The 16,728-nt window shown below is 62.5% G+C and carries 14 protein-coding genes; 4 read left to right on the top strand and 10 right to left on the bottom strand.

The window, feature by feature from the left end; translation table 11 throughout:
* Window positions 1-8: 8 nt before the first annotated feature.
* The 6 genes from LUA85_RS12320 to LUA85_RS12295 all read right to left on the bottom strand — a co-directional run bounded on the left by LUA85_RS12320 (window position 9) and on the right by LUA85_RS12295 (window position 6,538).
* The gene (locus LUA85_RS12320; RefSeq protein ID WP_231470243.1) at window positions 9-989 is read right to left on the bottom strand and encodes a DUF4402 domain-containing protein; all 981 of its coding nucleotides are present in this window, start codon (window positions 987-989) and stop codon (window positions 9-11) included.
* Window positions 986-3,748 carry a hypothetical protein gene (locus LUA85_RS12315; protein WP_231470240.1) on the bottom strand — a complete coding sequence of 921 codons (2,763 nt, stop codon included), beginning with the start codon at window positions 3,746-3,748 and terminating at the stop codon, window positions 986-988. The genes LUA85_RS12320 and LUA85_RS12315 overlap by 4 nt, the downstream gene beginning before the upstream one ends.
* A 1-nt stretch (window position 3,749) precedes the next feature.
* Window positions 3,750-4,655 carry a hypothetical protein gene (locus LUA85_RS12310; RefSeq protein ID WP_231470238.1) on the bottom strand — a complete coding sequence of 302 codons (906 nt, stop codon included), beginning with the start codon at window positions 4,653-4,655 and terminating at the stop codon, window positions 3,750-3,752.
* A 13-nt stretch (window positions 4,656-4,668) separates the two neighbouring features.
* Window positions 4,669-5,100, bottom strand: coding sequence for a hypothetical protein (locus LUA85_RS12305; RefSeq protein ID WP_231470236.1), 432 nt, complete (start codon window positions 5,098-5,100; stop codon window positions 4,669-4,671).
* Between the two features lie 69 nt (window positions 5,101-5,169).
* Window positions 5,170-5,694: a DUF4402 domain-containing protein gene (locus LUA85_RS12300; protein ID WP_231470234.1), complete on the bottom strand. Its 525-nt coding sequence runs from the start codon at window positions 5,692-5,694 to the stop codon at window positions 5,170-5,172.
* Between the two features lie 568 nt (window positions 5,695-6,262).
* The gene (locus LUA85_RS12295; protein ID WP_231470233.1) at window positions 6,263-6,538 is read right to left on the bottom strand and encodes an HU family DNA-binding protein; all 276 of its coding nucleotides are present in this window, start codon (window positions 6,536-6,538) and stop codon (window positions 6,263-6,265) included.
* A gap of 363 nt (window positions 6,539-6,901) precedes the next feature.
* On the opposite strand from LUA85_RS12295, the gene LUA85_RS12290 reads away from it, so the two are divergent.
* Genes LUA85_RS12290 through LUA85_RS12280 form a run of 3 tightly spaced genes read left to right on the top strand, consistent with a single transcriptional unit; the run spans window position 6,902 to window position 12,657 of the window.
* The gene (locus LUA85_RS12290; protein ID WP_231470231.1) at window positions 6,902-8,092 is read left to right on the top strand and encodes an efflux RND transporter periplasmic adaptor subunit; all 1,191 of its coding nucleotides are present in this window, start codon (window positions 6,902-6,904) and stop codon (window positions 8,090-8,092) included.
* Window positions 8,093-8,098: 6 nt separating this feature from the next.
* Window positions 8,099-11,233 (top strand): efflux RND transporter permease subunit, encoded by a 3,135-nt coding sequence (locus LUA85_RS12285; RefSeq protein ID WP_231470229.1) that lies wholly within the window; start codon window positions 8,099-8,101, stop codon window positions 11,231-11,233.
* Complete coding sequence (locus LUA85_RS12280) at window positions 11,230-12,657, top strand: efflux transporter outer membrane subunit (protein ID WP_231470227.1); 1,428 nt, start codon at window positions 11,230-11,232, stop codon at window positions 12,655-12,657. The genes LUA85_RS12285 and LUA85_RS12280 overlap by 4 nt, the downstream gene beginning before the upstream one ends.
* 46 nt (window positions 12,658-12,703) lie before the next feature.
* Here LUA85_RS12280 and LUA85_RS12275 read toward each other — a convergent pair whose 3' ends face one another.
* Window positions 12,704-13,672, bottom strand: coding sequence for an NAD(P)/FAD-dependent oxidoreductase (locus tag LUA85_RS12275; protein WP_231471861.1), 969 nt, complete (start codon window positions 13,670-13,672; stop codon window positions 12,704-12,706).
* Window positions 13,673-13,691: 19 nt separating this feature from the next.
* Window positions 13,692-14,288 carry a GTP cyclohydrolase I FolE gene (folE, locus tag LUA85_RS12270; RefSeq protein WP_231471860.1) on the bottom strand — a complete coding sequence of 199 codons (597 nt, stop codon included), beginning with the start codon at window positions 14,286-14,288 and terminating at the stop codon, window positions 13,692-13,694.
* A gap of 166 nt (window positions 14,289-14,454) precedes the next feature.
* On the opposite strand from folE, the gene LUA85_RS12265 reads away from it, so the two are divergent.
* On the top strand, window positions 14,455-15,045 hold the full coding sequence (locus tag LUA85_RS12265) for a LuxR C-terminal-related transcriptional regulator (RefSeq protein WP_231470225.1): 591 nt from the start codon (window positions 14,455-14,457) through the stop codon (window positions 15,043-15,045).
* Here the strand turns inward: LUA85_RS12265 and LUA85_RS12260 are convergent.
* Both LUA85_RS12260 and LUA85_RS12255 read right to left on the bottom strand, forming a co-directional pair.
* Window positions 15,042-16,031, bottom strand: coding sequence for a sensor histidine kinase (locus tag LUA85_RS12260; RefSeq protein WP_231470223.1), 990 nt, complete (start codon window positions 16,029-16,031; stop codon window positions 15,042-15,044). The genes LUA85_RS12265 and LUA85_RS12260 overlap by 4 nt on opposite strands.
* A gap of 168 nt (window positions 16,032-16,199) precedes the next feature.
* Window positions 16,200-16,571 carry a hypothetical protein gene (locus LUA85_RS12255; protein WP_231470221.1) on the bottom strand — a complete coding sequence of 124 codons (372 nt, stop codon included), beginning with the start codon at window positions 16,569-16,571 and terminating at the stop codon, window positions 16,200-16,202.
* Window positions 16,572-16,728: the final 157 nt, after the last annotated feature.

The following is a 16,728-nucleotide window of genomic DNA, read 5'->3' as shown; positions in this document are numbered from 1 at the left end:
ATTTCGCGCTAGTTGTATTGCACCGTCACCACCAGCGTTCCGGTAAACGTCCCGATGGCGGTCGAGCCGGAAAGCGGGATCGTGCCGCCGACTTTTACCTGAACCGTGCCCGAACCGCCGGTGCTGCCGCTCAAGACCTGCGATCCGCTGCCGGTGGCGCTCGTGGTCGCTACCACCGATCCTGCGCTGCCCGACAAGGTGACCGTGGCGGGCACCGATACCGTCACCGCCTGTCCGCCTTCCCCGTTCACCGTGAAGGCCGCAGGGGTGGCAACGGGTGACGGCATGCGCCGTACGCCTGCACCGGTCACGCTCGCCACACCCGCGGGACTGAGCGTCAGGGTGCCCGATCCGCTGCTAGGACGGGTGACGCTGCCAAACTGGAGGTCGGCGGTCTTGGCTATGTCTATCGGGCGGATGACTTTGGCAGTGATATTGCCGACCAGTGAATCCGATCCGGCGCCCGAAAGGCGCGATGCGGTGATGAGGAACGATGACACCGCGTTGCCGGTCGGCTGGCCGGAATCGTTGCCCAGCACCGGCACGTCATATCCCAGCAGGAACGTGCGCGAGGCATTGCGAGGAATGGGGCTGAGGTTGATCACGATATAGCTGCCTGCGCTGTAGGCGTTCGTGACAGTCGCGGTGCCATTGGTCAGGTTAACCGACGGGATGTAACCAAGTCGTCCGGTCGGGGTTCCGGCCAGCGCCAGCGTGACATAGACCGTGGCCGAATTGCACAGGTTGGATGCCGAGCAACCGATCGTGACGACCGAATAGACCGAATTGGTCGATACCCGCACCGCGCTGCCCGATTGCCGGGTTACCGCGCCCGACGAAGATGCTGCGCGGAACGTCGATGATCCCGACGCCGCTGAAACGATATCGCCGAAGCTGCCATCGGTGATCGAATCCACGCTATACGTCTGCGCCTGTGCCGTGGCCGCAAACAGCAGCGCGATCAGGAAAAGGATTGCGCGGCTTATCATCGCGTCACCATCTGCACCGGTTCGTTGAACGCCACTTCGCCCGATGCGTCAATCATCTGCCCATCGGCACCCACCTGTACGAGCACCGGTTCGCGCAGCCGCATGCCCAGCCGCGCGGCCTGATCAGGATCGATCTCCAGCTTGTACTGGCCGGGCTTCACCTGGTCGAACACTGCCGTCCCGTCGAATTCGGTCATACCCTGCACGACCGCACCTTTCGGGCCAAGCAGCCTTAGCTTCACCGCGGAAAGCCCGCTCATCGCGCCATCCTTGCGGCGGAAATTGATCCGGGCGACCAGTTCCGAGGTCGGCACCAAAGGGTAGGGGATCGTGGTCATCCCGCCAGCGCGCGCGGCGAACACGATGTTCTGCGGCGGCGCTGCGACGAACATCGTGTCAGTCCCGGCGATGTCCGCGCGCAGCGTCGTCATCGTGCCATCGCCCAATCCGGTCACGAAGGCACGGCCCTGTGCGTCGGTCACGGCCTTCAGCCCGCCGCCTTCGACAGTCACGCCGGGAACGGCTTCCTCGCCCGTATCGCGTTGGCCGTTGGCGTTGGCGTCGATGAACGCCAGCAGCGCCGCGCTTGCGCCATTGGCAGGGCCGGGCGGGGTCATGCGATAGCGGCCTCGCAGTGGATCACGCGCGATTCCGAAGTTCAGCTGAAGCCCCATGCGCCAGCGCTTCTGCCCGGTGGACCAGTCACCCCCCAGCGTGGCCGATGCAAAGGGCAGCCGTGCGGTAAGGCCTGCCTGAAGGGCAACATCGCTGTTCGAAAACGTCCGCGTGGCGCCAAGCCGCATGGAATAGAACTCACCCAGCGCGCGATCGGCGGTAAGACCCAGCGTTTCCATCTTGAGACCCGGCTTGATCCGAAAATCGGCGGTAGCGCGCAATTGCCATTTGTAATCGATCAGGCGCATGGCGCCGATGTTGCCGTTGATCCGCGTGTCCGATGATCCGGCCTGCGAACGGTGGTTATAGTCTGCGCCGATCGCCAGCAGCGTACCGCCCAGACTGGCCGTGGTGCGTGCCCGTGCGGTAACGCTCTTTCCGCCATCGATGAACTGCGCGCGGTCGATCCGGCCTGAAACCGGCAGGCCCAGCGATCCCGGCAGCGGCACCGCCAGGTCGAACACCACTTCGCTATAGCGGCGCATCGGCCGCGATGGATCGAAGCTGGTGTTGGCCTCATCGGCGAATCCGCCGGCGTATTCCACATGCCGCCCCAGGAAGCTGATGCCCAGCGCGCGCCCGGCCAATCCCAGAGATACCGCGCGGCCGGCCTTGAAATCGCTGGCGATGTCCGCCTGCATCGCCATGCCCAGCAGCGAATTGCGCGTACCGGCCGTTCCCACCGTGCGAACAACGCCGCCACTATCGGTAAAGCGCGCAAGGCCCGCAGTCAGCGTCAGCCCTTCGCTTACGCCATGGGCCAGCCCGATCACTGCGCGCAAATCTCCGCGCGCGCGTGAAAACCCGCTAAGGCTGGCGTCCGAAAGGTCGATCAGCGCGCGGTCCTGCGCCACCACGCCCAGATCGAGCGTGGTCTTGCCTGCCGCCAGTTGGCCGCCGCCGACATTGATTACCCTTGTGCGTTCAACCCGCTCACCGCGCGGCCCGTAAAGCACGATACGGATCGCGTTGCGCCCGCGCACCAGCGGTATGTCGTTGAATTCGTAGCGCCCTTGCGCCGTCGATCCGCGTTGCGCGGAACGCAGGATGTCATTGACATAGAGTTCTGCGTCATAGCCCACCGGCAGTTCGCCGCGCAGATTGATGCGCTGGAACACGCTGGCTTCGTCATTGCGCGTGGAGGAGAATACGAATCCGGCGCCGCCCGTGCTGCGGGCACCGATCGGCATGGGTGGTGTGAACACGTCACCTGCCGCAGCCATCGTGCCGCCCAGCGATCCCAGCAGATGACCGTCTTCGGACCGGCGCGTAAACGCCACGCGCGCCGCCGAAGGTCTGGCGCGGTCATCGGTTGCCAGCCATGCCGAAAAGCCGGTCTGCAACAGATCGCCCGCAATGCGGCCTTCCAATCGCGTGACCGCCCTCCCGCCATCTTTGCCGACGTCTTCGCTGTCATAACCCAGTTCGGTGGTGAAATCGAACGCGGGCTGGCCCAGCCACCGATAGGGTGTGGCGACCCGCAGCGCCTCGTCCTGCAACTCCGGCTGCCCCGAAAGCCCGGCCATCCGCGCCAGCCGCTCGCGCTGCATCTGCACCGGCAGTTTCTCGGTTGCCTCAAGCGAGAGCAGCATCTCGTCGGGCGATGCCGTGACCTTTACCGGCAGCAGCCGGGCGATCAGCGATGCCCGCAGATAGATGTCGGTCTCGGTTGTCAGGCTGTCGGGCGGGATCAGCGCCACGATCTTGCCACCGATCAGCGCCTGCCCGGATTTCAGATCGATGGTGATCGGGCGCTGGCTTTCGCCGATGCGCCCGGAGACGACGCCGTTCGATACGTCTACATCAAGGGGCAGTTCGAGCAACCGGCTCAACTCGCCCAGCGGCAGCAGCGGGTCCGCCGGATCGCCATAGGCGGTCAGCGCCTCGCTGATCGTCATGCGATCGAGTTGGACGACCAGCAGCAGAAGATCGTTGCTGCAATCAGCGCCGAAAGCAGGCGCGGGAAGTTGCCGCACACCCACTTCATCAGAAGCGGTTGCGGGTTGCGCAGGCGCAACCGATCCTTCTGACGCACTGCCCGTCAAGGCGGTGGTCAGGGCCAGGAGGCTGGCGGCGATGGTCATGTCAGGGCGCGGTGAATGTCCCGCTGGCGATCGGCTCTGGCTTTCGCGCCTCATCGGAAACGAATGCTGCGGTCACCGTCTCACCCCGCTTCAGCGGGCGCAACAGGGGCACCACGGCCAGCCGTTCATCCACTTCGGGATAGACTGCCACGCCGCGCACGACGCCGACCACTTCCCTGGCGGTGCGCAATTCGATATTGCCATAAAGCGAAGTCGTGCCCGTGCGGCGCAGCGGAACGGCAAGGGCGGGGCCTTCTGCTGTCGTAACCTGGCTGATCGGGCCTATCGCGCCCGCAGCATCGGGCACGCCACCGCGCACGATCAACGGGATCGAAATTCCGAAAACCGACTGGATTCTCAGCACCAGTTCGCCCTTTTGCGATGCCGCGGCCTGTTCGGCGGTCAGGCCGGTATCGGCGGCAGGGACAGTGGTTACGGTCAGGTGCGAACGGTATTCGCTCGTCGTCGCGCCATCGGCCAGCGTTGCGCGGACGCGGATGGTCTTGCCCTGCCCGGGCGGCAGGGTCAGGCGGCTCGGTGCTGCCAGCAGGAAGGGTTTTGCCGAACGGACTTTCGTGCCCGTGCCCTGCGCTGCGCCATCACGTTCGGAAAGGCGCGATACCGGCACGATCTCGCCCGATGGCAGCATCGCATTGTCGACCAGCGCCACGTCGACGGTGACTGTGCTGTTGCCCTGATTGAAAACGTATACCGCTTCAATCCGCTTGTTGCGATCGAAGATCACGCGGCGCGGAGTCAGGTTGATGTTGGCCGCCGCCGCAATCGGCGCGATGGTCTGCGTTGTCGCAGCGTCTGCCTTGGGCGGCGCAATCGGCAACGACACCTGCTGTGCCATTGCGGGGCCTGCTGCCAGAATTGTCGCCAGAAATCCGTATGTGCGCCTCATGGCGTTAAAACCTTCAGTTGAACTGGGCAAGGAACAGGATCGAACTGCCGCCACTCCAGCCTGCACCGGCCGACGTACCGCGCGATGCGCGCAATCCGCCGTTTACGGGGGTGAGCAGGTCGATCCGGTATACGCCGCTTGTCATCACCACCACGCCGCCCGGATTGCGCTGGCCGTTGCGGGGTTCCGATCTGCGGCGCGACATCAGTAGCGAGACCGAATCCCCGGCATCGCCGTTGAGGAAAACCGCCGACACGGCATCGTTGATGATGTCGAAGGCAAAGCCCGCACCCACCGGCTCCACCACGACGACCGATGCAAGGGCATCGGTCGTCGCGGCGGTTCCGCCCGTGGCCGCGAGTGCGGCCGGTGCCGTCCAGAAAGCCGTCGCTGTTCCCAGCACAGCCGCACAAATGCGTACCTTGCTGAAGATGAAACGCGTCATGCCTTTTGTCCCCCTCGGCAACCGGTCGCGCCTGTGTTCGCAGGCGTCAACAATTGCGCAGTTTCCCGCTTATTGGTACGCCACGGTCACCGTGAACGATCCGGTATAGGCACCGGGCGTCTGGGTGTTGGGCAGGTTGAAACTGCCACCGACGTTGAGCGTTGAACTGCCCGCAGCGGCCAGCGCGCCCGAAAGCGTAACGGTGCTGCCGAAGTCTGGCGCCAGCGTAACCGGGATCGTTGCCGAACCGCTGGTCAGCGTAACCGAACTGGGGATCGATGTCGTGACGACCTGGCCGCCTTCGCCGTCCACGGTGAATTGGGCGCGGCTGGTGGTGATGCCCGAAAGCGCAACCGCGCCTGCTGCTGCGACAACCGAATTGCCGGTGTTCGCCAGCGTAACCGTGCCGGTTCCCGTGCGTGGCTGGACGATGCGGCCGAACGCCAGATCGCTGTTCTTGGTAATCGTCAGCGGACGGATGATGGTTACCGAGCCGGTGGCCGTTGCAGAATCGGTGTTGGCGGCCTGGGCGAAAGCATTGCCTCCGACCAGCAGCCCGGCGGTGATAACCGCACTGGCAATAACCTTCTTCATCTCAATTCCCCTATCCAAGGCCCCGGTAGCAAGCGGGGCAGTCCCGAGCCGGATTCCGTCTGGATAAATTGCGGTCACCGGAGTGCCGGCCATGGTCGCCGGACAGGGAAAACCCCTAGGTAGACGCACCTAAGCAATGGTTAATAGCGGGGAAGGGTGGAGTGGGCTTGCGGACGCCCTACATATCTTCGGGAAGTAGACGACAAGCGACTGAATGCTTGAGAAAGAATTTCGAACGATCAACAAATGTCATCGCCATGAAGTGTGCTTCACGTCACAAAATCTGCTCGATGGTTTTTTAGGTTAATATATAAAGGTAGTGCAAAATATAACTTTAGAAATAGGGATGGCGGCAGCAAGGTCCAGCGATTCAGTGCGAAAACCCCCCGAAGGATAGGACAGCCGGTGAGCCTGTCTGACTTGGTTTTTTGCCGCCCGATATCGTCATGCGTCAAGGCCGGCGGTAGATCGCCTGCGCGTACTTACCGCGCATGGCCTGACGGGGCGGGGGCGGATCCGGCGCCCGATTGTTACGGGCGCCGGTCCTGGCCGATGCGTCGGTTAAGGCTCAGCCGTTCAGCTTGTCCTTGACGGCCTTGGCGGCAGCGAAGGTCAGCTTGTTCGAAGCGGCGATCTGAATGGTCGCGCCGGTCGAAGGATTGCGGCCTTCGCGGGCCGGGGTGTTCTTCACCTTGAACTTGCCGAAGCCGTTCAGCGAAACTTCTTCGCCCTTTGCAGCGGCGTCGGTGATCGCGGCGAACACGCTGTCGACGGCCTTGCGGGCGTCTGCCTTGGTAAGGCCGTGGCTTGCCGCGATGATGTCGGCGAGGTCGCTGTTGTTCATGGGTATTCTGTCCTCATCTCAAAAGGGATGGCACGGCTAACGCATGGTTATCGGGCAAAGCCATGCCCCAGCGCACTCTTTCCACCGAATTTCGCGCCATGGCAGCCTTTTTTCCTCGATTTTGGGGTTGCTTGGCCGCGAATCGGTGCAATCACGGGCCGCCGGGGCAATTGTATCTTTGTGTCGCAAGCTATTGGCTGTCCGAATTAGGGACGTGCGCAAGGGCAGCTATCTGCTAGACATGCAAAATAAATTCGTTCTGCCAAGGTGCCGGGCAGGGTGATCCGGCGTTGTGCGCAATGGCACGTCATGCCGCACCGAGCGCCGAAGCCGAACCGGTGCCAGTTACCAGTGAGATCGTTCTTGCCGCACAGAATTTTCCAGCCCTTGCGCCTGCCGACCATTTCCGTTGTTGCAGCCAGTGCATTTGCCCTCACCCTGTCCGCCTGCGGATCGACCGACGAACCGAAGGCGAAACCTGCCCCGGTCGTTGGCGTGATGATAGCCCGCGCGGGGCCGGTGGAATTGACCACCGAACTTTCCGGCCGCACCGAAGCCTACGAAATAGCCGAAGTACGGCCACAGGTTGCGGGTCTCGTCATGGCCCGCCTGTTTTCCGAAGGCTCCTATGTTCGGGCAGGCCAGCCGCTTTATCAGATCGATTCGCGAATTTACGCCGCCAGTCAGGCGCAGGCTTCGGCAACGGTCGCTGCGGCCCAGGCGACCGTTGAGGCCAACAAGTTGAAGGCGGAGCGGTTTGCTCTGCTGGCCGAACAGGGCGGCGTCAGCAAACAGGATGCCGCCGACGCGCGCGCGGCCTACAATCAGTCACGCGCGGCGGTTGAGCAGGCGCGCGCTGCCCTGGCTTCCGCGAAGGTCAATCTCGGTTTTACGCGCGTGTCCTCGCCCATTTCGGGCCGCATCGGCATTTCCATGGTCACCAAGGGCGCGCTCGTCACCACCAACCAGGCCGATCCGATGACCAAGGTCCAACGGCTTGATCCGATGTATGTCAACGTCCAGCAATCGGGTGCCGATTTCATTGCATTGCGCCGTGCCATCGAAAGCGGGAAGCTGTTGTCAGGCGCCGCGCCGGTTCAGGTCATCCTGCCCGATGGTTCGGAATATCCGATCAAGGGCAAGCTCAATCCGGCGGATATCGACGTCAATCCCGAAACCGGCACGATCACTGTCCGCGCGGTGGTGCCCAATCCGAAAGGCGATCTCCTGCCTGGGCTGTTCGTCCGTGTCCGGGTTGGGCAGGGAACCGTGCCGGGTGCCATCCTGGTGCCGCAGGCAGCCCTCAGTCGCGATCCGCGCGGCCGCGCGAGCGTACTGGTTGCCGGCAAGGATGGCCTGCTTGAAAAGCGTGAAATCGTTGCCGATACGCCGGTCGGCCAGAACTGGCTTGTGTCCAGCGGGCTGAAGCCGGGTGAGAAGATCGTCGTTGAAGGCCTGATCAACGCGCGTGAAAACCAGAAGGCCAAGATCGTGCCCGCCGGTTCGAAACAGTCCAGCACAACCAGGGGTGCGGCCGCTGCCGCTGCGCAGTAAACGCCGATGATTTCCCGTTTCTTCGCGCACCGTCCGATTTTCGCATGGGTCATGGCCATCGTCATCATGGCGGCGGGCCTGGTTGCCGTGTCCACCATGGGTGTCGAGCAATATCCCGACATTGCCCCTCCCACGGTTTCGATCAACGCCACGTATGGCGGCGCCGATGCCGCGACGGTTGAAAACAGCGTCACGCAGATACTGGAGCAGCAGCTCAAGGGTCTTGACGGGCTGCTTTATTTCAATGCGAACTCGTCCAACGGTTCGTCCAGCATCACCGTAACCTTCGACAAGGGCACCGATCCCGACACCGCGCAAGTGCAGGTCCAAAACGCGATTTCGCGTGCGATCAGCCGCCTTCCTGCCGTGGTCCAGCAACAGGGCGTCAACGTCAACAAGGCGCAGTCCGACCAGCTGATGGTTGTTTCCATCTATGACGAAACCGGGCGCGCGACCAATTCGGACATCTCGGATTACCTAACCACCCATTTCCAGGATCCGATTTCCCGCGTCGAAGGCGTGGGCAGTACACAGGTTTTCGGCGGGTCTTTTGCCATGCGGATATGGCTTGATCCGTTGCGTCTGGCCGCGGTGCAACTGATCCCGTCAGACATTACCGCAGCTTTGCAGGCACAGAACACGCAAGTTGCCGCTGGCGAAATCGGCGGAAATCCAGCGCCCGAAGGGCAGCGCCTCAACGCCACGGTTACCGCCCGTTCGCGTCTTGAAACGCCCGACCAGTTCCGCAACATCGTGGTCAAGACCAATGTCGATGGCTCGGTGGTCAAGCTCAAGGACGTCGCTCGCGTCGAGATGGGCGAAGAGAACTATGGCGCGCTGAGCCGCTTCAACGGGAAGTCTGCCACCGGCCTGTCGATCAGCCTTGCTTCAGGCGCGAATGCGATGAAGACAGCCGATCTGGTCAAGGCATCGGTAGAGCAACTGGCGCGTGATCTTCCCCCCGGCTACAAGATCGCCTACCCGCGCGACAGCAGCACTTTCGTCAAGCTCTCGATCGAAGAGGTCGTCTGGTCGCTGTTCGAGGCGATCGTGCTGGTCGTGATCGTGATGTTTGTCTTCCTGCAAAGCTGGCGGGCCACGCTGATCCCGGCAATTGCCGTGCCGGTCGTGCTGCTGGGCACGTTCGGTGTGCTTTCGCTGGCGGGATACACGATCAATACGTTGACGATGTTTGGCGTGGTTCTGGCCATCGGCCTGCTGGTCGATGATGCCATCGTGGTGGTCGAAAACGTCGAACGCGTGATGCATGAGGAAAAGCTGGGGCCGTTGGAGGCCACGGTCAAATCGATGCAGGAGATCACCTCGGCGCTGATCGGCATTACGCTGGTTCTGACCGCCGTGTTCGTACCGATGGCGTTCTTCGGCGGTTCAACCGGGGCGATCTACCGCCAGTTCTCGGTTACCATCGTGTCCGCGATGGTGCTTTCCGTGATCGTCGCGCTGGTTTTTACCCCGGCATTGTGCGCGACCCTGCTCAAACCCGTCGCCGATCACGAAAAGCCCAAGGGACGGTTCTTTTCGGCGTTCAACAATGGTTACACCAGTCTCGAACATCGTTATCGCAATCGCCTGGCGCGGGTGGTCGGACGCCCGGCACCATGGCTCGCGGTGTTCGCGGCCATCGGTGTGGCGATGGTGGTGCTTTACGTCCGGTTGCCGACCAGTTTCCTGCCAGCCGAGGACCAGGGCAATCTTTCGCTCAATTACCAGTTGCCGGTCGGCTCCACTGCGGAGCAGACCAGAGCCATCGCAGCAGGCATTTCGGACTATATCAACCAGACCGAAAGCGAGAATGTGAAGGCGGTTTTCGTGATTATGGGGCGTGGTCAGTCCGGCTCTGCGCAGAATGCGGGGCAGGGCTTCGTTCTGCTCAAGGACTGGTCTGAACGCACGGGCAGCGATCGTAGCGCCACGGCCATTGCCGAAAGGCTCAACGCGCATTTCCGCAAATCTCGCGATGCGCAAATCTTCGTGCTCGACCCGCCACCCATTCGCGGTCTCGGCAATTCGGGCGGGTTCGAAATGTGGTTGCAGGATGCCGGTGGTGCCGGCCGCGAGGCGCTTACCGCTGCGCGCCGTCAACTCGCGCAGCTGGCCGAAGAGAACCCGCGCCTCGCGCAAGTGCGCCTCAGCGGTCTGGAAGACACGCCGCAGTTGAAGGTGGACATCGACGACGATGCTCTCACGGCGTTCCAGATCACGCCCGCAAGTGCCAACTCGACCCTGTCGATTGCATGGGGCGGGCTTTATGTGAACGACTTCGTCGATCGTGGCCGTGTAAAGCGTGTGTTCGTGCAGGGTGATGCGCCTTATCGCAATGAACCGGCCGATCTTGGCCAGTGGTTCGTGCGCGGCAGCGGGGGGCAGATGGCGCCGTTCTCTGCCTTCGCTTCTTCGCACTGGACCCAAGGTGCGGTGCGGCTGGATCGTTTCAACGGCATAGCGGCGCAGCAACTCCAGGGCAGCGGCGCTTCCGGCGTGAGTTCGGGCGAGGCGATGCAGATCATGGAGGACAATGCCGCCCGGCTCGATGGCAACTTCTCGGTCGCGTGGAGCGGCCTTTCGTATCAGGAACGTGCCGCCTCCAGCCAATCGACGCTGCTCTATGCGGCTTCGATCTTCTTCATTTTTCTGTGCCTTGCGGCGCTTTATGAAAGCTGGTCGGTCCCGGTTGCGGTGCTGCTGGTGATCCCGCTGGGTATCATTGGCGCGGTGCTGGCGGTCACCGTGCGCGGATTCAGCAACGATATCTATTTCCAGGTCGCGCTGCTGACCACGATCGGCCTGTCCGCCAAGAACGCGATTCTCATCGTCGAATTTGCCGAAGCCGCCATGCAGCGCGGTGTCGAACCAGTCGCCGCAGCGCTCGAAGGCGCGCGGCTGCGACTGCGGCCGATCATCATGACCAGCGTTGCATTCATTGCCGGCGTCGTGCCTCTTGTCATCGCGGACGGAGCAGGCGCGAACGGTCGCAAGGCCATCGGTACAGGCGTGATGGGCGGGATGATTTCAGCGACGGTACTGGCGATCTTCTTCGTGCCCCTGTTCTTCGTGCTGGTGAAAGGCCTGTTCCGGCGCAAGGCAAAAGGTCCGGTCGAACCGCACGGAGAACCGGCATGATCCGTATTCGCCTGAGCATTGCCGTGCTTCCGATGCTGGCGCTGGGCGGGTGCAACCTCGCGCCGAAATATGTCCGGCCTGAAGCACCCGTCACGCCGAAATTGCCGCAAGGTCCTGCCTATCCTGCCCTTGCGGAAGGCGAAACGACGGTCGATGCGCTCGGCTGGCGGTTGTTCTTCACCGATGCCCGGCTACAGCAGGTTATCGCCAAGGCGCTTTCCGACAACCGCGACTTGCGTATCGCGGTTGCCAACGTCGAGCGTGCCCGCGCCCTGTATCGCGTCGAGCGGGCGGCCCTGATTCCTGCGATCGGGACCACGGGCACCGCATCCGAAACACGCGCCAGTGCAGGCCGGGTGACGGACAACTTTTCCGTGCAGGCAGGCGTCAGCGCTTATGAAATCGATCTGTTCGGGCGACTGCGCAACCAGAGTGCGTCAGCGTTCCAGAGCTATCTGGCCACCGACGAAGGCCGCAAGGCCACGCAAATCGCGCTGGTTGCGGAAACCGCCAGCGCCTGGCTTACGCACGCCGCTACCGCCGATGCCTTGCGCATTGCCGAAGAAACGCTTGTTTCGCGTCGCGAAACGCTGGCGCTCAATATCCGGCGCGAAGCAAACGGGATCGGCACCCGGCTGGATGTCGCCAGCGCCACCACGGCGGTCAACAGCGCGGAAGCGGATGTCGCGGATTTCCGCACCAGTCTGGCGCAGGCGCGCAACGCTCTCGATCTGCTCGCAGGTGATGCACTGCCGGATGATCTGCTGCCCATGACGCTGGGCAATGGCGACTATCTGCGTGGCTCGCTGCCGGTCGGGCTTTCATCCGCCGTACTGCTGCGCCGCCCCGACGTGCTTGCCGCCGAGCATGATCTGCGCGCCGCATATGCCGATATCGGTGCGGCGCGCGCAGCATTTTTTCCCACGATCTCGCTGACCGGTTTGCTCGGTTTTGCCAGCAGCGGCCTTGGCGCGTTGTTCGATGGGGACAGCTTCCAGAAGTCTGTCAGCGGGAATGCCCGGCAGACGATCTTCGATGGCGGCGGCATTGCAGGCAATCTTGGCGCCGCGAATGCATCACGCGATGCAGCCCTTGCTGCTTATGAACGTGCGATCCAGTCGGCATTCCGCGAGGTTTCCGATGCCTTGGCCCGCCGCGGCACGATTGACGACAAGGTGACTGCGCAAGCATCACTCGAAAGCAATGCCGCGATCGCCTATCGTCTCACGCAGGCCCGGTTCGATGCCGGGATCGCCAACTACCTCGAACCGCTCGACGCCCAGCGTACGCTGTACACCGCAAAGCAGGCGCTCGTATTGGCGCGGCTGACCAGGGCGGCCAACATGGTTGAACTCTATCGCGCGTTGGGAGGAGGCCTTAATGAAGGAAAAGCCCGGCCGGCAGAGGCAACGTCTTCACCATAGTTGAAATGCCTGCCCGGCGGCAAATCCGGGGATGTCTGAACAAGCGCTATGCGGCTTGTTGTTGCATTGTTGACAGGATCTTGTTCGCCAGAGCCTTGCCGGAAAGCCACGCATTTTCCACCCGTGGGCCAAGCAGCCAGTCACCGCAGATGCCGATCCGCGATTGTTCGCTCCACAAGGCGCCAAGATCGCTGCCGGTCGACATGGCATAGCGCCAGCGATGGGCCGAAGACATGACCGGGGCTGGCATCTCGATCGCAAGCGCTTCGCCAAGCGCCATGTGCAACCGGGTGGCCACCACGTCGGCGGCTTCCTCGATATGCTCGCCCGACCAATGCGCGTTGGCCTGTATCACCCAGGCTTCCGGTTCCGCTCGGCCCGGCTTTGCGGAATTGCGCGCGGCCCAGTTGATCAGCCCTGAATCGCGAACTGCGTCACGATCGGTGGCCAGTCGCTGTTCAAACACGAACATGCCGGTCCAGCACGGTTGCGACCGTGCGGCAAGCGCCGCTGCGGCAAGCGACAGGTCATGGAGCGCCACGATCGCGGCTGTCTGCTCTGGCGGCAAGGAAACGATCACTGTGTCGAACGGGCCGCTCTGCACACGCTCACCCGTGGAGGTGTCACCGGTCAGGTGCCAAGCGCCATCGCGCCGGACCAGCCCGCGCACATGCCAGCCAAATGAAACGTCATGCTGCTGCGCCAGATCGCGGACGACTTCGCTCATCCCCGGTACGCCCACCCATGCGCCGGTTCCGGCGGCTGGCCAGGGTGCAGCTACGCCGCTGGCCGACCAGCGCGCGACTTGCGCCATGAATGCAGGATCGCGAACGGTAAAGTATTGCGCTCCATGATCCACATGGACTTCGCCCAAAGGGGTGTGCATCCGCCGGGTCGACATACGCCCACCGGGGCCGCGCCCCTTGTCGAACAGGGCAACGCTGTGCCCGGCATGTTTGAGCCGGTCAGCACAGGACAGGCCGGACATGCCGGCACCGATGATAGCAATTCGCATTGTCACGGTGGTCCGAAGCTCAACCACGACCCATCAACGCCAGGACTTCCTTGCGGCTGCTGGCATCGTCGAGGAAGCATCCGAGCATACGGCTGGTTACCATTCCCACGCCATGTGTCTTGACTCCGCGCCCGGTCATGCAGCCGTGCTGCGCCTCGATCACCACAGCCACGCCGTGCGGCTGGAGATTGTCCCAGATGCATTGCGCCACTTCGGCCGTCAGGCGTTCCTGAACCTGCAGGCGCTGCGCAAAGCCGTGCAGCACGCGCGCCAGCTTCGAGATGCCGACCACGCGGTCGCGCGGCAGGTAAGCGATCGATGCGGTCCCGGTAATCGGTGCCATGTGATGTTCGCAGTGGCTTTGAAAAGGGATGTCGCGCAGCAGAACGACCTCGTCGTACCCGCCGACTTCTTCGAACGTTCGCGAAAGGTGCGCGCCCGGATCGGTTGCATAACCGCTGCAATATTCGCGCCATGCCCTCGCCACGCGCTTGGGCGTGTCGAGCAGGCCTTCGCGCTCCGGCACGTCGCCTGACCAGCGGATCAGTGTGCGGATCGCATCCTGCACGTCGGTCGGCACCACGATCTTGCCGTCCTCCCCGACGACATCGGCCATGCCGGAAGAGGCGGCTAAGGAAGGAGAAAGGACGTTCATCGGTCAACACGCTCCGGCAGCAATCGGCGCTGCAATGTTCACTCGGATGCGCGCGGCCATGGCAGGTAACAACACGGACCAAAGGGCACGCATTGGAAATCGGGCCGGGCACGCGTATATGACCCCCATGTCCATCGCCGAAATGATCGCATCCAGCCCGACGGCCGCCGTCATCAGCAACCCGCGTTTGCCGGACAACCCGATCGTTGCCTGCAACGATGCGTTTGTCGAACTCACCGGCTATGCCCGTGACGAGATCATCGGCCGCAACTGCCGCTTCCTGCGTGGAACGGAGACAGAGGATGACCGCGCGGCTATCCTGCGCGAAGGGATCTGGCGCAAGCAGCCGGTGATGGTCGAGATACTGAACTACAAGAAGGACGGGACGCCCTTCCGCAACGCCGTCATGGTTGCCCCGATATTCGATGCCGCCGGCGAGGTTGAATACTTCCTCGGATCTCAAGTCGAAATCGCCGAGGATCAGGCCCAGGCCAACGATGCGCGCCGCAGTGGCGCTGCTGCCCGCGTGGAACGCCTGAGCCGCCGCCAGAAGGAAATTCTGGTCCTCATGGCGGCGGGCAAGCTGAACAAGCAGATCGCCTACGAACTTTCATTGAGCGAACGCACGGTAAAGATGCACCGTTCGGCCGTGCTCAAGGGGCTTGATGTCAAGACCAGCGCCGATGCCATCCGCGTTGCCATCGAAGCAGGTTTTTAACGCGCAATTGGCGAAGAGCCTTCGATCCTGAATTCGCACCAGACCCCGGCCGGATCGAAATTCAGGTCCACGCCATCGATCCCCGGCTGCGGCATCAGCAGTCGCGTACCCAACCCCTCTCGCGTTGGCTTTGCAACGCGCGGCCCACCTTTTTCTGCCCACAGCAGATAAAGCGTGGTTCCATTCGGCCCGATAAACCAACTCAGTTCGACATGGCCGGTATCACAGGAAAGCGCGCCATGCTTGATCGCGTTGGTGCACAGTTCATGCAGCGCCATGATCAGCGGAATGCAAGTATCGCCCGGCAGCAGGCATGGCTCTCCCTTGAGCTTTATCCTGCCGTCACGGTCGAAGGGCGCGACAGTTTGCTGCGCCATTTCCGGCAATCGCCCGTCAGCCTCGGCGCCAATCTGCAGCAAGTCACTGGCATTGGCCAACCCTTCCAGCCGCAGCGCGAATTCCTTGTAGAAATCGATCGGGGATGCCGCCTTCGGTCCGCGTGACGCCAGCGCCTGAATCAGCGTCAGCATATTGCGCACGCGATGGCGCAGCTCGCGATTATAGCGTTGCTGGCCTTCGACAACGATCTCGATTTCGCGCAATGTGCGGCGCAACGTCGCGCCTGTCGTCACGATCATGCCTGCTGAAAGCGCGAACATCGCGAAAAACACGATGCGCGGTGTGGTGATTTCATAAAACCATGCACCACCGCCATAAAGGCGCTGCGCCACAATCGCGGCAAAACACGCGAAGATGATCGCAAAACGCAATTCAAGCACGAGCGAGGCAATCAGCAGGCTGGGCCAGTATGTCACGAATGGTAGGCCCAGCGTTCCGTTATCCACCAGTTCGCGGATTCCGGTCGGCACCAGAAACAGTCCGGCCATCCACACCACGGATTGCAGAATGCTGCGATCATGCGCGATTATTGCGCGCATGAACACCGCGTGGGCAGGCCGGTTATGGCGCGCTTGTTCAGCACTCAAGGCCTGCCTCCCGGTCATCCGCAATTGTGCGACGGCTACCTTGTTAGCCAAGGTCCATTCTGGATTGTTTTAGAGTCAATATGCCCAAAGGTGCAAGGATTTTACAGCGTACAGTTGCCACCATATCAGTGTTAACTATGTATCCCAGAAGCACTTTTGCCCACTGTCTCAGGCCGCTTGGGGAAGCGTGACCCGGCCGGCAGGCGAAAGACGCAGGGCTTCTGCCAGTTCGATCACGTCTGCCACGGCGCGGGCCTCGTCCCAGGTCAAGCCTTCAAATCCGGGAAGGAACGCGCGGCACGCCTGCAGCAGGTTGCTGGGTGACCGCTCCAGTTCTGAACGATATTCGTCCAGTGTGCGGCAGCCGTCGATTGCGCTCCATGCCACGCCTGAAGGGCCGGGACGTTCGTGATAGGCCCACAGCGCCAGTACGGCGCGCTCAACCGCCGTGCGCGCCTGCTCCACCACTGCGCCGCCCGAAGCGCGGGCTTTGAGGCGCTGGCGGTAGCGGCGCTGGCGTTCGGCATTGGTAAGGGGCATGGCCCGAACCTAGCCATTAACCACGTGAGCCGACAGCCCGTTACGTTACTTAGTCACCTGTTAGCAATCGGGTGCAATGTTTGACCCCGATCAAGGCAGAATTGTATGCATCGCATATTAAATCCTGCGCGCCGGAGGCCAAGGTCCGGCTGGGAGA

Source organism: Novosphingobium sp. CECT 9465, from assembly GCF_920987055.1.
GTDB lineage: Bacteria > Pseudomonadota > Alphaproteobacteria > Sphingomonadales > Sphingomonadaceae > Novosphingobium.
This window is presented reverse-complemented; position numbering and strand designations above follow the sequence as displayed.